Genomic DNA, 14,623 nt, shown 5'->3' on the forward strand with positions numbered 1-14,623 from the left:
GTTAAGAGCAATCTGTATCGCTCTGAAGGCAGCATGCAGCTATGAATTTTAGAGGCTACAACCAGCAGCAAAAGCGACGCTGCTTTGCTTTTACGTGCTGCTTGCAGCTTGAACCTTGCCGCTTCTCGGCAGTGGATCAGTGACGGAAGTGGCGCATGCCGGTGAAGACCATGGCAATGCCGGCTTCATCGGCAGCGGCGATTACCTCGGCATCACGCATCGAGCCGCCCGGTTGGATCACGGCAGTCACGCCAGCTTTCGCGGCGTTGTCCAGGCCATCACGGAACGGGAAGAATGCATCCGACGCCATCACCGAGCCGGCCACCTGCAAACCGGCGTGCTCGGCCTTGATCGCGGCGATACGCGCCGAGTTCACGCGGCTCATCTGGCCAGCGCCGACACCGATGGTCTGGCGGTTTTTGGCGTAGACGATGGCGTTGGATTTAACGTACTTGGCCACTTTCCAGGCGAAGATCAGGTCGTTGATCTCTTGCTCGGTCGGGGCGCGCTTGGTCACTACCTTGAGGTCTGCGCTGCCGATCATGCCGATATCGCGGCTCTGTACCAGCAGGCCGCCATTGACGCGCTTGTAGTCCCAGGCAGCGGCACGTTCAGCCGACCACTCGCCGCAGGCCAGCAGGCGCACGTTGGCTTTGGCCGCTACGATCGCGCGGGCTTCTTCGCTCACGGAAGGGGCGATGATCACTTCGACGAACTGACGCTCGACGATGGCCTTGGCCGTCTCTGCATCCAGTTCACGGTTGAAGGCGATGATGCCGCCGAACGCGGATTCGGTGTCGGTGGCGTAGGCCAGTTCGTACGCCTGGCGAATGCCGCCTTCAGCGTCCGGGCTTACGGCCACGCCGCACGGGTTGGCGTGCTTGACGATCACGCAGGCCGGCTTGACGAAGCTCTTCACGCATTCCAGCGCGGCGTCGGTGTCGGCCACGTTGTTGTAGGACAGTTCTTTGCCCTGCAGTTGGGTCGCAGTGGCGATGCCCACTTCGGCAGGCTTGGCTTCCACGTAGAACGCCGCGCTCTGGTGCGGGTTCTCGCCGTAGCGCATTTCCTGGGCCTTGATGAACTGGCTGTTGAAGGTGCGCGGGAACTGGCTGCGGCCTTCTGTGCTCAGGGTGTCGGCGGCCTGGTTCACGGTGCCCATGTAGTTGGCGATCATACCGTCGTAGGCGGCGGTGTGTTCGAACGCCTTGAGCATCAGGTCGAAACGCTGGGCGTAGGTCAGGCCGCCGGCTTTCAGGCTTTCCAGCACCTGGGCGTAGTCGCCGGCGTTGACCACGATGGCCACGTCTTTATGGTTCTTGGCCGCCGAGCGAACCATGGTCGGGCCGCCGATATCGATGTTTTCGATGGCGGTCGGCAGGTCGCAGCCTGGCTTGTTGATGGTGGCTTCGAACGGGTAGAGGTTGACGGCCACCAGGTCGATCGGCTTGATGCCGTGCTCGGTCATGATGGCGTCGTCGATGCCGCGACGGCCGAGGATGCCGCCGTGGATTTTCGGGTGCAGGGTCTTGACGCGACCGTCCATCATTTCTGCGAAACCGGTGTAGTCCGCCACTTCCACTGCGGCCACGCCGTTGTCCTGCAGCAGCTTGAAGGTCCCGCCCGTGGAGAGGATTTCCACGCCCAGGGCTTCCAGCTCCCGGGCAAATTCGAGGATCCCGGTCTTGTCGGAGACACTGATCAAGGCGCGGCGGATCGGCAGGCGGGTAGTCTGGTCGGTCATTTCAATTTCCATCAAAAGCAAAGGAGTCAGCAAAAAAGGCGACCGGTTTTACGCGGGCGCCTTTCTGGTTTGATTGAATGCTTACAGCAAATCGTATTGCTTGAGCTTTTTGCGCAAGGTGCCACGGTTGAGGCCCAGCAGCTCACTGGCTTTGGTCTGGTTGCCCTTGACGTAGTTCATCACGCTTTCGAGCAGGGGCGCCTCGACTTCGGAGAGCACCAGGTTGTACACGTCCGTGACGGAAGCGCCCTCAAGGTGGGCGAAATAATTATGCAGCGCCTTCTCGACACTCCCGCGAAGGGTCTGGCCTTCTTCGCTCGGCGTGTTGAGGTGCTGTTTCAAATTGACGTTGTCGCTCACGGGTGTTGTTCCACTCACTAAAGTCTCGGTCATCATCGTCATGCGGCCACCCATTCTCCGTCCCCTGCTCTCAGGCTCTTGTCTCGTTCGGCAAAAAACTCACGAACGGCGGTGACCTGTGCTTGCGTTTCATCCAAACGATTGAACCCGGCGCGAAACTCCCTGGCGCCTGGCAGGGTTGCGAGATACCAACCCACATGCTTGCGAGCAATACGCACGCCCATCACCTCTCCATAGAAGGTGTGAAGTGCAGCCAGATGCTCTAGCAGAATACGTTCCACCTCGACCAGTTCCGGCGCCGGCAGGACTTCACCCGTACGCAGGAAATGCTCGACCTCACGAAAAATCCACGGCCGCCCCTGGGCGGCCCGGCCAATCAACACACCATCGGCACCGGTGGCGTGCAGCACGCGCCGGGCTTTTTTGGCCGAGTCGATGTCGCCATTGGCAAATACCGGCATCGACACCGCCTGCTTGATCGCGGCGATGGTGTCGTACTCGGCTTCACCGGTGTAAAGGTCGGCGCGGGTGCGACCATGCACCGCCAGCGCTGTAATGCCTGCCTGTTCGGCGATCTTCGCCACCGTCAGGCCGTTCTTGTTGTCCCGGTCCCAACCGGTACGAATCTTCAGGGTCACCGGCACATCCACTGCGGCAACAACGGCCTGCAGGATCTCGGCAACCAACTGCTCATCTTTCAACAGCGCGGAACCGGCGGCCTTGTTGCAGACCTTCTTGGCCGGGCAGCCCATGTTGATATCGATGATCTGTGCGCCCAACTCCACGTTGGCCCGGGCCGCATCCGCCAGCATCTGCGCATCACCGCCGGCGATCTGGACCGAGCGGGGCTCGGGATCACCTTCGTGGATCATGCGCATCCGCGATTTGCGGGTGTTCCACAAGCTCATGTCGCTGGTGACCATTTCCGAGACTACTAGACCCGCGCCCAAACGCTTGCACAGCTGACGAAAGGGCTGGTCGGTGACGCCCGCCATCGGGGCGAGAATCAAGCCATTCTGCAATGTATATGGGCCGATGCGTACCGCCGACATAGGACTTCCCTGTTGTGGGGCCGGATCATTAGAGTTCGAAAAAGGGTTGGCATGATACCCGCTCTCGATGACTGGATAAAGGCTGAATTGGATAAAATCTGAACAGTTATTTCTTTATCGCCGCCGGTTTGGATGGGCGGTGCCCAGTCAATACTCCACCGTCAAGCGACGGTGCGTAGGCCGATTCACTCGGGCGAGTGGAAGCTCAGGCTGTAATTCACGGCTTTATTGCCCGGATCGAGGATATCCAGGGAGATATGGATCGGGGTTTGTGATGGCATTTCGCTTACCCCGGCCAACTCGCCGCTCAGGTATTCGGCGGGCTTGAAGCGACGACTGGCAATCAGGTTGCCGTTGAGGTCGGCGAAACGCAGTTCCAGCAGCGGAAAGGGCTGGGAGAACGTCGCGCGGTTATAGATGATCGCATCCACCACCAGCGCCCCGGCGAACTCAGGGTGGCTGCGTACCACCAGGTTGCTGCTCTTGATATGGGCGATATCGACCCGCGACGGCACTGTGCAGCCCAGTGTTGGGCACAGTTGCTGGAACCACGGGCGGTAAGCGTCCTGGCGGGCCAGGTCGTCGAATTGATAGGCAATGTACTGCGCGGCCAGGCCGGCGGCGGCGATCAGCACCAGCAGCATCCAGATCAGGCGACGGCCCAGGCCCTGCGGGCGTTTTTGCGCGTACAGGTGCAGAGGGTCGTCTTCCAAGTCCTGGAGCAGGTCGTCATGGACGCCGGCCTCGGGGCGTGCGCGCTTGCGACGGGATTGCGCGCGCTCTTCGGGCTCCGCTGCCGCTGTCAGGGGCGTGAACGGCGGGTCGATGTGTTCATCTTCCGGGGTTGAGCGCAGCGCGGGCTCATCGTCGAGGTGTAACGACATGGAAGGCTCGGTGCGCTGCCGGGTCGCGGGGGCTTTGGTCGGTTCAGGTTCGTCTTCGGAAGCGTTGGCGCGTTCTTCAGGCGGTTCGCTGAACAGGCTGGCGGCCCATTTTTCTTCTTCGGCCTTGACGGTTTCGCGGCTGGCGCTGAGAGCGTCTTCTTTCTGCCGGCGGTCGGCACCGGGCTGGCGGCGTTCCGCGCCCACGGGCAGTGTGTGCTGAATCTCGCGGCGTTCCAGCTTGGCCAGTTCCTGGTCCAGGTCCAGGTTGTCCAGGTCCAGCTCTTCGGCGCTCCATTGCTTCTGGCTGATTGCCCGCTGTGGCTCAGGCGCGGCTTCGCGCACGGGCTCGATCGTGGCCGGCTGCTCCGGCGCAGGCGCCTGGGCGCGCTGCTCCAGCAGCTGGCGGGCAGCGTTGAAGACTTGCAGGCACGAGCCGCAGCGAACCACGCCGCGAGCCACGCTCAATTGGGCGTGGTTGACGCGAAAGCGGGTTTGGCAATGCGGGCACTGGGTGACGAAACTGTCGGTCATGCGGCCATCCGATTCAGGCAAGCGCTCATTCTAGCGCCGACGTCCGCTGATGCGTACCCAGCCATCACGGTTAGCGATCGGGTCCAGCTCGAAATCCTTGGCGTAGGCGGCGGCGACATCTTCGCCCTGCTCGGCGAGGATGCCCGACAGCGCCAGGCGCCCGCCCGGCTTGACCAGGCTCGACAGTTGCGGCGCCAGGGACACCAGCGGGCCGGCGAGGATATTGGCGACCAGCACGTCGGCCTGCACCTGGGGCAAATCCTGCGGCAGGTAGAGCGGGAATTTGTCTTCAGGTACGTTGTTGCGCCCGGCGTTATCCCGGGACGCTTCCAGGGCCTGCACGTCGATGTCGGTGCCCACGGCCTCCTTGGCGCCCAGCAACAGGGCGGCGATCGCCAGGATCCCCGAGCCGCAGCCGAAATCCAGCACGTGGCTGTCGGTCAGGTCCTGGCCGTCCAGCCACTCCAGGCACAGCGCGGTGGTGGGGTGGGTGCCGGTGCCGAATGCCAGGCCCGGATCCAGCAGCAGGTTGACCGCGTTCGGCTCCGGGGCGGCATGCCAGCTCGGCACGATCCACAGGCGCTGGCCGAAGCGCATCGGCTGGAAGTTGTCCATCCAGCTGCGTTCCCAGTCCTGGTCTTCGATGATTTCGCTGTGATGCTCGGGCAACGGGCTGCCGGTGAGCAATTCCATATGGGCCAGCACGGCGGCGGCGTCGGTGCCGTCTTCGAACAGGGCCAGCAGATGAGTGTGGGACCACAGCGGGGTGGTGTTGAGTTCCGGTTCGAAGATCGGTTGGTCTTCGGCATCCATGAAGGTCACCGAGACGGCGCCCACTTCGAGGAACGCGTCTTCGTAGGTTTCGGCTTGTTCTGGGCTGATGGCGAGACGGACTTGCAGCCAAGGCATGGCGGGCACCTTTGAAAAAAATGAGTGTGCAGCGGGGTAGGCTGCGAAAGCGCGCAAGTTTACGCGAGCGGCGGGCAGAAGACGACACTACTGACTGCACGCCGGTCAAATGTGGGAGGGGGCTTGCCCCCGATTGCAGTGTGTCAGTCTCAGCATCTGTAACTGATCCACCGCCATCGGGGGCAAGCCCTCTCCCACATTTTGACGGTGTACATCTTCAAAAAAGTAGAGGGCCCACAAACAACAAAGCCGCCCGAAGGCGGCTTTGTTGGGTGGAGCACTTACTGGTTGGCCAGCTTGTGTTCCAGGTAGTGAATGTTCACACCACCTTCGCAGAAGCCTTCATCACGAACCAGGTCCCGGTGCAGCGGGATGTTGGTCTTGATGCCGTCGACCACGATTTCGTCCAGGGCATTGCGCATACGGGCCATGGCCTCGTCGCGGGTTGCGCCCCAGGTGATCAGCTTGCCGATCAGCGAGTCGTAGTTGGACGGAACCTTGTAGCCGCTGTACAGGTGCGAATCCACACGTACGCCGTTGCCGCCGGGCGCGTGGAAATGCTTGACCAGGCCAGGGCTTGGGATAAAGGTCTTCGGGTCTTCGGCGTTGATCCGGCACTCCAGGGAGTGACCGTGGAGCTTCACGTCGTCCTGGGTGAAGGACAGCACGTTGCCGGCGGCGATGCTGAGCATCTCCTTGACGATGTCGATACCGGTGACCATCTCCGACACCGGGTGCTCTACCTGCACACGAGTGTTCATCTCGATGAAGTAGAAACGGCCGTTCTCGTAGAGGAACTCAAAGGTACCGGCGCCACGGTAGTTGATGTCGATGCACGCCTTGACGCAGCGAGCCAGGACTTCCTGACGCGCTTTTTCATCCAGGCCCGGTGCCGGGGCTTCTTCCAACACCTTCTGGTGACGACGTTGCAGCGAGCAATCGCGGTCGCCCAGATGGATGGCGTGGCCCTGGCCGTCGGACAGTACCTGCACTTCCACGTGACGTGGGTTGGTCAGGTACTTCTCCAGGTAGACCATCGGGTTGCCGAACCAGGCAGCCGCTTCGGAGCGAGTCTGCTTGGCCGCTTCGATCAGCTCTTCTTCCTTGTGCACCACGCGCATGCCGCGACCACCACCGCCACCGGCGGCCTTGATGATCACCGGGTAGCCGACTTCGCGACCAATGCGCAGTGCGGTTTCCTCGTCTTCAGGCAGTGGGCCGTCGGAGCCAGGAACGGTGGGCACGCCGGCGGCGATCATGGCGTCCTTGGCCGAGACCTTGTCGCCCATCAGGCGAATGGTTTCGGCTTTCGGGCCGATGAAGGCAAACCCGGATTTTTCCACCTGTTCGGCGAAATCGGCGTTTTCCGCGAGGAAGCCGTAGCCTGGGTGGATGCCATCAGCGCCGGTCACTTCAGCGGCGGCGATGATGTTCGAGACTTTCAGGTACGAGTTCGTGGCCAGTGGCGGGCCGATGCAGATGCTCTCGTCCGCCAGTTTCACGTGCATCAATTCGGTATCGGCCGTCGAGTAAACAGCGACGGTCTTGATGCCCTCTTCCTTACAGGCGCGCAGGATACGCAGCGCGATCTCGCCGCGGTTGGCGATCAGGACTTTTTGCAGTTTCTTCGCAGGTTTCAACATCGAAGGCGCTCCGCGGTTCAAACGATGGTGAACAGCGGCTGGTCGTACTCAACCGGCTGACCGTTTTCTACCAGGATGGATTCGATGACACCGGCTTTTTCGGCCGTGATGTGGTTCATCATCTTCATCGCTTCAACGATGCAGATGGTGTCGCCCACTTTCACGGTCTTGCCCACTTCAACGAAGGCTGGCGAGGTCGGTGCCGGGGTGCGGTAGAACGTACCGACCATTGGCGACTTGACCACGAAACCGTTCAGCGCTGGGGCAGCCGGTGCGGCAGGTGCAGCGGCAGCAGCAGGCGCGGCGGCGGCCGGAGCAGCAGCTGGAGCCGGTGCTTGCATCTGGGGTGCGTAGAACTGTTGGGCCGGGGTCTTGCTGTGGCGGCTGATCCGTACGGACTCTTCGCCTTCCTTGATTTCCAGCTCGTCGATACCGGATTCTTCCAGCAGTTCGATCAGTTTCTTAACTTTACGGATATCCATGAATCATCAACTCCCAAGGGTCGGTCAGGGGCGCTTGGCCGGTTGTTCAAGCTGTTCCAGGGCGGCCTCCAGGGCCAGTCGGTAACCGCTGGCGCCAAGGCCGCAGATCACTCCTACCGCAACGTCGGAGAAGTAAGAGTGATGGCGGAAAGGTTCGCGTTTGTGCACGTTCGATAAATGCACTTCGATGAATGGGATGCTCACCGCCAGCAGCGCGTCACGTAATGCAACGCTTGTGTGCGTAAAAGCGGCGGGATTGATCAGGATAAAGTCCACGCCTTCGCTACGGGCGGCATGGATGCGATCAATCAATTCATACTCGGCATTGCTTTGCAGGTAGAGCAAATGGTGGCCGGCTTCACGTGCCCGTCGCTCCAGATCCAGGTTGATCTGATCGAGGGTCACTGCCCCGTAGACGCCCGGTTCACGGGTGCCGAGCAGGTTCAGGTTGGGTCCGTGAAGAACCAGTAAGGTCGCCATCGGCTGTTCCTTGTTATTGATGTGGGCAAGGCAGAACCCGGCGACTATGCCGCAAAGCCTTTGTGACTGTCCAGTTCTATGCAGTAGGCGGCACGATTAGCGAGGATTGCGCAAAATTTATGACTGGGGGCTGGGATCCGGTCATTGGTAATACGCCCTTGAATACTGTGGAGATCAAATGTGGGAGGGGGCTTGCTCCCGATTGCAGTGTGTCAGTATCGACATCTGTAACTGATCCACCGCTATCGGGGGCAAGCCCCCTCCCACATTTTGATCTTCATTTGATTTTGGATCTTCATGGGGCGGGTCAGACACGGAACGCCTGCACTGCCGTATTGAGCTGCCCACCCAGCACCAGCAAATGCTCACCCTGGCTGCGGCCCTGGCCGATGCGCAGCAAATTATCCTCACCCAACTGATGAATCCGCTCGCTGTTATCGCGAATCTCACTCACGGCGCCACTCTGCTGCGCCGTTACATCGGCAATCCGCACGGCGGTGGCGGAAATGGTCTGGATCGCGCCGACGATTTCATCCAGCGCGCCATCCGCCGCCTGGGCTTGCTGGGCGGTGGCTTCGGCGTGTTCGACCTGGGCGCGCATGCCCTGCACCGATTGGTGCGCGGCGGTTTGCAGGCCGGTGATCAAGCCCTGGATCTCGGCGGTGGCGCCAGCGGTACGTTGGGCCAGGGTGCGCACTTCGTCGGCGACCACGGCAAAGCCGCGCCCGGCCTCACCGGCGCGTGCGGCTTCGATGGCGGCGTTGAGCGCCAGCAGGTTGGTTTGGTCGGCAATCGAGCGAATCACGGTCAATACGCCGCCAATGGTGGCGGACTCCTCGGCAAGTTTCTCGATCATCTGCGCATTTTGCTGCACTTCACCCACCAGCGCGTGCAGGCCGGTCAGGCTCAGGCCGATCACGCGCTGGCCTTGCTCAACCGCCTGGCCCGCGCTGCGGCTGGCGCCGGCCGCCTGGCTGGCATCACCGGCGACTTGCTGGATGGTGGCTTCCAGTTCGCCCAGGGAGTCACGAATCTGCGCGGTATCCCCGGCCTGGCGTTCGGCGCCGTCGTGCAGGCCACTGCTCAGTTCGGCCAGGGCGCGGCTGCTGCCGGCCACTTCTTCGGCATTGCCACGGATGGTACCCACCAGATCCACCAGGTAGGCGCGTAGACGGTTGAGGGACGCTTCGATGTCGCGTAGCTCGCGGTTGGTCTTGCCCAAGGTGATCGGCTGGCTGAAGTTGCCCTCGCCCCAGGTCGACAAGGCTGGTGCCAGGTTGGTCAGCACCCGCGCCAGGCGCCGTTGCAGGGTGTCGATCAGCAGGGCGATCAGCAGAATCAGGCCGATCATCACGCCTTGCATCAGGCGCACTTCGCCCTGGATCTTGCCGTGTTGCGCGCGCACCACCGGCTCGAGGCCGGCGATGGCCTGCTGAACGGCGGCGATTTTCAAGTGGGTGGCGGCGGCCAGGTCGGCACGCTGCTGGATCTGCGTACGGGTGCGCTGGAGTTCGGCGGGGTAGCGGGCCAGCAGGCCGTTGAGTTCGCGCTTGAGGTCGACGCCGGTGTCCTGGGCTTCGGTTTTTGCGCTGTTTTCCAGGCCCATCAAGGCCGAAAAGTCATCGGTGTTGGATTCTGCGCTGGCCTTTACCCCGAGTAATGGCAGTTGCTCCAGCAGGTCGGCCTGGCTGCGCATATTGCCGACTTCGCGTTCCACATCGTCCGCCAGTTCCGCGCGGCCGCTACTCACCAGTTTGTCGCGGGCCAGGGACAGCTTGCCCAGGTGCTGTGAGGCTGCCAGCAGCGGCGGCAGGTAGCGCGCGGCTTCGGGGCTGTTGACGCCCATGGCGTATTGGCTCAACTGCTCCAGGTTGGCGCCCAGCTCCCGCTCGGCCTGCAGCAACAGGGCTTGCGGGTCACCCGCCAACTTACCGGCCGCCAGCAGGTCGGTCTTGCTGAAGGCATCCAGGTCCGCGAGGCTGGGGCGCAGGTTCTGCGCGAGGTCGGCGGGCAGTTCATCCAGGTGCTGCAACAGGCTTTCCAGGCTCTGGCTGGCGCTGCTCAAGCGCAATGCATCACCGCTGCCCAGGTAGTCGTCGATATTGCGTGCGGCCTGGTTCTGGAAGGCCTGTGACAGGCCGAGGTAGCGTTCCATCAGCAAATAAGGCCGTTCCAGCGCCCGTTGCGACCACCACAGCGTCGCTCCAAGTGCCAGGCACACGGCCACCAGCAGGAGGGTATTGAGATTGGTCAGCAGCTTCAGGCGCATGCGGGGTATCAACCGACAGCAAAAGGTAAGTGCCTGAAGTTATTGCGTTTTCATTACAGCGTTATGACGGAATCAGTGGATTCTGGTGAAAAGGTGGCACTTTGCTTTGACGTGCGCGCCGCTTGCACGCGGTTACGCCCGGCATCTTTGGCGCGGTACAGCGCCTCGTCGGCCTGGGCGGCCATCATCAGGCTGTCGGAGCCGTCACACAGCTCCACCACCCCAGCGCTGAAGGTGCACCACAAATCCTGCGGTTGCGCCGGGTAGTGAATCTCGGCAAAGCGCCCACGAATCTCATCCAGCACCTTGCAGGCCGAGTCCAGGTCGGTGTCGGGCATCACGATGGCGAATTCTTCACCGCCGTAGCGGCCGATGTAATCGGTCTTGCGCAGGCGTTGCTTGAGAAACAGCGCCAGGCTCTTGATCACGCGGTCGCCCATGGGGTGGCCATGGCTGTCATTGACCCGCTTGAAGTGATCGATGTCGAGCATGGCAAAGCTCAACGGCTTGTTCTCGCGGCGCGCGCGGAAGCTGCAGTCTTCGAGCAGTTGCAGGATATGGGTGTGGTTGTACAACCCGGTCAGGCTGTCGCGCACCATCCGCGCCTTGAGGTTGCGCGCACGGGCGGCGCGGTTGCGCACCGTGGTGATCAGGTGGCGCGGCTTGATCGGTTTGGTGAGGAAGTCGTCGCCGCCTTCGCTCATGGCGTCCAGTTGCTTGTCCAGGTCGTCTTCGGCCGACAGGTAGATGATCGGCACGCTGACATAACGGTCGTTGTGGCGAATCACCTTGGCCAGTTCGGTGCCGGTACAGGCCGGCATGTACATGTCGAGGATGATCAGGTCGGGCTGGAAGTCTGCCAGCTCGGCCATGGCCTGGATCGGCTCGATCAAGGTGCGGGTGACGATGCCGGCACTGTTGAGCAGCCGCTCTGTGTGCAGCGCCTGGGCGCGCGAGTCGTCGATGATCAGCACTTTGTACGGTTCGTACTGGGCGACGCAGGTCAGCACTTCGATCTTTTCCAGCAGGCTGGAGGCTTCCAGCGTGCCGGTGAGGAATTCCTGGCCGCCGGCGCGCACGGCGGCGAGGCGAGTGGGGGTGTCGGTTTCGTGCAGGCTGAAAAACAACAGCGGCAGCTTATGCTCCAGGCCTTCCTGGGCTTCGGCGGCGAGCTTGAGGCCCAGGCCGGTGCCGCAGAAGTCCACGTCCATCACGATCGCCGACGGCAGGCGCTCGGCCATGGACGCGCGAAACGCCGCGACGCTGTCCAGGGACTGGGCGCTCATGCCAAAGAATTCCAGCTGCTTGGCCAGGCGCTCGGCGCGGTCGTGATCGGCCAGCATCACGTAGATCGGCTTGCGCATCGGCGGCAGGAAGGTTTGTTCCAGCTGGTCGCCCTGGCGCAGGCCGGTGCGGGACAGGCGCTGCATCAAGCGGTTGAGCTCGGTGATCAACTGGCTGCTCAGGCGCCCGCGGTTTTCGTCCACGGCCTTGAGCGATTCGCCGATGTGCCGGGCCAGCTGGCCGTGCTCGGGCTGTTCGAAACGCTCGGCGAAGCGCTGCAGGCGCAGGTTGGCCTCGCTGAGTTCGGAGAGGTCGGCGCCTGACCATTCGCTGCGTTGCAGGCGCTGCCAGATCTCAAGAATTTGACGTGCCTGATGAATTACCCGCTGGGCAAAATGCTGCTTGAGACGCTCACGGCTGGGGTCTTCTGGCTCGGTCATATCCTGACTACTAGTGAGGGTGCATGCTGAGGTCGAACTGATGGCTCTATGCTAGCACCTCTTTTCAATGGGATGAGTGTCATATGTCAATTAACTGTGTGTCCCTGATATTCAGTTGGTGACCTGACGGTCGCGCAGCTTAAAAAGCGTGCATCCTTTATAGTCGAATGCTCGCCGTATGCACGTTTGCTGAAAAGCCCCGCATGGGCGGGCACGATGGGGTAGGGTTGTGGTCGGAGTGTTTGAACGCACGCCCTCAATTCAAGTGCATGAACTCAAGTGATTGAAAGGATATCGCCATGCTGGACTGGAAAAACCGTGCGGGCAGTGCCAAAGGCCCTGCCCCTGAGCCCAAGTCGGCCAACCGCAGCTATTTTCGTACTCTGCTGATGAGCCGAGCCGTGCTCAGCGTGCTCGGCCTGTATCTGTTGGTCACCGGCGCCCTTGGCTGGTACTGGAGCGAAGAGCCGGCGCTGTTCCCGGTCCAGCAGAACGCGCAGCTTGCTGCCGAGAAGGAAGGCAAGCAGATGGTGGTGGGCTATACCACCGTCGAAACCCTCAAGACCGTGGTCGGCACGTTGCTGAACAAGCCCGGTGGCTATATTTCCAACGACCGTTTCCCGCCGGGCCTGTGGATGGACAACATGCCCAGCTGGGAATACGGCGTGCTGGTGCAGGTGCGCGACCTGACCCGCGCCCTGCGTAAAGACTTCGCCCGCTCCCAGTCGCAGTCGGCCGAAGACGCCGACTTGGCCAAGGCCGAGCCGCGCTTCAACTTCGACAACAAGAGCTGGGTGCTGCCGTCCAGTGAGTCGGAGTACCAGGAAGGCATCAACTCCCTGAGTCGCTATGAAGCGCGCCTGTCCGACCCGAACCAGCGTGGCGCCTTGTTCTATGCCCGCGCCGACAACCTGAACAACTGGCTGGGCGATGTGGCCACCCGCCTGGGCTCGCTGTCGCAACGCCTGTCGGCCAGCGTGGGCCGGGTCAAATTGAACACCGCACTGAAAACCGAAGCCCTGGCGCCGGGTGAGGTGCCGCAGGTCGACGAAGAGGTGGTGGAAACCCCATGGATGCAGATCGATAACGTGTTCTACGAGGCCCGTGGCCAGGCCTGGGCGCTGTCCCACCTGTTGCGTGCCATCGAAGTCGACTTTGCCGACGTACTGGCCAAGAAAAACGCCACCGTCAGCGTGCGCCAGATCATTCGTGAGCTGGAGGCTTCGCAAGAGCCGGTCTGGAGCCCGATGATTCTCAACGGCAGCGGTTTCGGCGTGTTGGCTAACCATTCGCTGGTCATGGCCAACTACATTTCCCGGGCCAACGCGGCGGTGATTGATTTGCGTCAACTGCTCAACCAGGGTTGATGATGGACGCTGCTCAAAACGAGGCCGCGCACCGTGCGGCCTCTGATGCCGAACTGATCTGCTGGGTCGACGAGCGGGACAACCTGCTCGGCCACCTCGTCAGGTCCGATTTGCGCCAGCGCGGCCTGATCGGCCGTTGCACCTTTATCTTCCTGTTCAACTCCAAGGGTGAGCTGTGCGTGCATCGGCGCACCCTGAGCAAGGCCCTGTACCCGGGGTTCTGGGATACGGCGGCGGGCGGGATGGTCGCGGCGGGCGAATCCTACGCGTTATCGGCGGCCCGCGAGCTGGAAGAGGAACTGGGTGTCGGCGGGGTGCAACTGACCGAGCATGACCACTTCTACTTTGAGGATGGCGACAGCCGGCTCTGGTGCAAATCCTACTCGGCGACCTGGGATGGGCCATTGCGCCTGCAGCCTGAAGAAGTCATGGAGGCGCGCTTTTTGCCCGTGGAAACGGTCCTGCAGGAAGCCGAGCACAAGCCTTACTGCCCGGACGCCCAGGAGGGCTTGCGGCGCTATCTGGCCTCACGTCGCTAAAGCTGCATAAATTGGCGCCATTTGGCTCTTAGCAAGTGGGCTTTTTGCCGTTACACTGCGCGACTTTTCACCCGAACCGCCTTGGCGGCTCGGTAGCGCTGCCCCTGCCTGAGTGGGGCTTCGCGGTCGGTAGTCCCTTAGCGGAGGCCGATCAGTCTTTGTCCTCCCGAGAGGATTGCCGGTGGCCAAAAAAGCCGCATCCTTCGCCGCCCTCGGCGGCCTGGTATTTTCCACCGACGCAGGTCGACACTGCCCGGACTGTCGTCAGCCCGTGGATTCGTGTACCTGCAAACAGACCCTGATCCCCGAAGGCGACGGTATTGCCCGCGTGCGCCGCGAAAGCAAAGGCCGTGGCGGCAAGACGGTGACCACCATCACCGGCGTGCCGTTGGCCGAAGAGCCGCTCAAGGCACTGGCCACCACGCTGAAAAAGCGCTGTGGCACCGGTGGCGCGTTGAAAGACGGTGTCATCGAGATCCAGGGCGATCACGTCGAACTGCTGTTGGCCGAGCTGATCAGGCTGGGTTACAAGGCCAAGAAGTCCGGCGGCTGAGAGCCTCTTCCCAACCTGTGTCTAAACTCTGTCCTGCGAGTGGGGTCTACCTTGCTTACAGGCAAATCGTCATTTTCATTCTTTAG

General features: G+C 61.9%; 13 protein-coding genes. 3 read left to right on the forward strand and 10 right to left on the reverse strand.

The annotated features are described in order from the left end of the window. Positions 1-136: 136 nt before the first annotated feature. The 10 genes from purH to AC07OT_RS21245 all read right to left on the reverse strand — a co-directional run bounded on the left by purH (position 137) and on the right by AC07OT_RS21245 (position 12,078). The gene (gene purH / locus AC07OT_RS21200) at positions 137-1,744 is read right to left on the reverse strand and encodes a bifunctional phosphoribosylaminoimidazolecarboxamide formyltransferase/IMP cyclohydrolase (protein ID WP_115486356.1); all 1,608 of its coding nucleotides are present in this window, start codon (positions 1,742-1,744) and stop codon (positions 137-139) included. An 81-nt stretch (positions 1,745-1,825) separates the two neighbouring features. Further along, the gene (gene fis / locus AC07OT_RS21205; RefSeq protein WP_002555375.1) at positions 1,826-2,146 is read right to left on the reverse strand and encodes a DNA-binding transcriptional regulator Fis; all 321 of its coding nucleotides are present in this window, start codon (positions 2,144-2,146) and stop codon (positions 1,826-1,828) included. Beyond that, on the reverse strand, positions 2,143-3,156 hold the full coding sequence (gene dusB, locus AC07OT_RS21210; RefSeq protein ID WP_495108974.1) for a tRNA dihydrouridine synthase DusB: 1,014 nt from the start codon (positions 3,154-3,156) through the stop codon (positions 2,143-2,145). Before dusB ends, fis begins: the two co-directional genes overlap by 4 nt. Positions 3,157-3,341: 185 nt before the next feature. After that, a complete protein-coding gene (locus AC07OT_RS21215) occupies positions 3,342-4,571 on the reverse strand; it encodes a DUF3426 domain-containing protein (protein ID WP_495108975.1) in 1,230 nt (409 codons plus the stop codon). A gap of 30 nt (positions 4,572-4,601) precedes the next feature. Next, a complete protein-coding gene (gene prmA, locus AC07OT_RS21220) occupies positions 4,602-5,480 on the reverse strand; it encodes a 50S ribosomal protein L11 methyltransferase (RefSeq protein ID WP_065940935.1) in 879 nt (292 codons plus the stop codon). Positions 5,481-5,761: 281 nt separating this feature from the next. Further along, on the reverse strand, positions 5,762-7,123 hold the full coding sequence (gene accC / locus AC07OT_RS21225) for an acetyl-CoA carboxylase biotin carboxylase subunit (RefSeq protein WP_115486352.1): 1,362 nt from the start codon (positions 7,121-7,123) through the stop codon (positions 5,762-5,764). Positions 7,124-7,140: 17 nt separating this feature from the next. Beyond that, positions 7,141-7,605: an acetyl-CoA carboxylase biotin carboxyl carrier protein gene (gene accB, locus AC07OT_RS21230; protein ID WP_065940937.1), complete on the reverse strand. Its 465-nt coding sequence runs from the start codon at positions 7,603-7,605 to the stop codon at positions 7,141-7,143. Positions 7,606-7,629: 24 nt separating this feature from the next. Next, positions 7,630-8,085 (reverse strand): type II 3-dehydroquinate dehydratase, encoded by a 456-nt coding sequence (gene aroQ, locus AC07OT_RS21235; RefSeq protein WP_065940938.1) that lies wholly within the window; start codon positions 8,083-8,085, stop codon positions 7,630-7,632. Between the two features lie 307 nt (positions 8,086-8,392). Beyond that, complete coding sequence (locus AC07OT_RS21240) at positions 8,393-10,354, reverse strand: methyl-accepting chemotaxis protein (protein WP_495108976.1); 1,962 nt, start codon at positions 10,352-10,354, stop codon at positions 8,393-8,395. A gap of 53 nt (positions 10,355-10,407) precedes the next feature. Then, the gene (locus tag AC07OT_RS21245; RefSeq protein WP_065940940.1) at positions 10,408-12,078 is read right to left on the reverse strand and encodes a response regulator; all 1,671 of its coding nucleotides are present in this window, start codon (positions 12,076-12,078) and stop codon (positions 10,408-10,410) included. A gap of 389 nt (positions 12,079-12,467) precedes the next feature. Between AC07OT_RS21245 and AC07OT_RS21250 the strand changes: the two genes are divergently transcribed. The 3 genes from AC07OT_RS21250 (at position 12,468) to AC07OT_RS21260 (ending at position 14,537) form a co-directional block, all read left to right on the forward strand. Further along, entirely contained in the window at positions 12,468-13,445 is a 978-nt protein-coding gene (locus tag AC07OT_RS21250) for a DUF2333 family protein (protein ID WP_370468598.1), read from the forward strand. A gap of 2 nt (positions 13,446-13,447) precedes the next feature. Further along, complete coding sequence (locus AC07OT_RS21255; RefSeq protein ID WP_495108977.1) at positions 13,448-13,984, forward strand: NUDIX hydrolase; 537 nt, start codon at positions 13,448-13,450, stop codon at positions 13,982-13,984. Positions 13,985-14,165: 181 nt separating this feature from the next. Then, the gene (locus AC07OT_RS21260; protein WP_027607992.1) at positions 14,166-14,537 is read left to right on the forward strand and encodes a translation initiation factor Sui1; all 372 of its coding nucleotides are present in this window, start codon (positions 14,166-14,168) and stop codon (positions 14,535-14,537) included. Positions 14,538-14,623 lie beyond the last annotated feature (86 nt).

The organism is Pseudomonas sp. GW821-FHT09C10 (genome assembly GCF_059418085.1).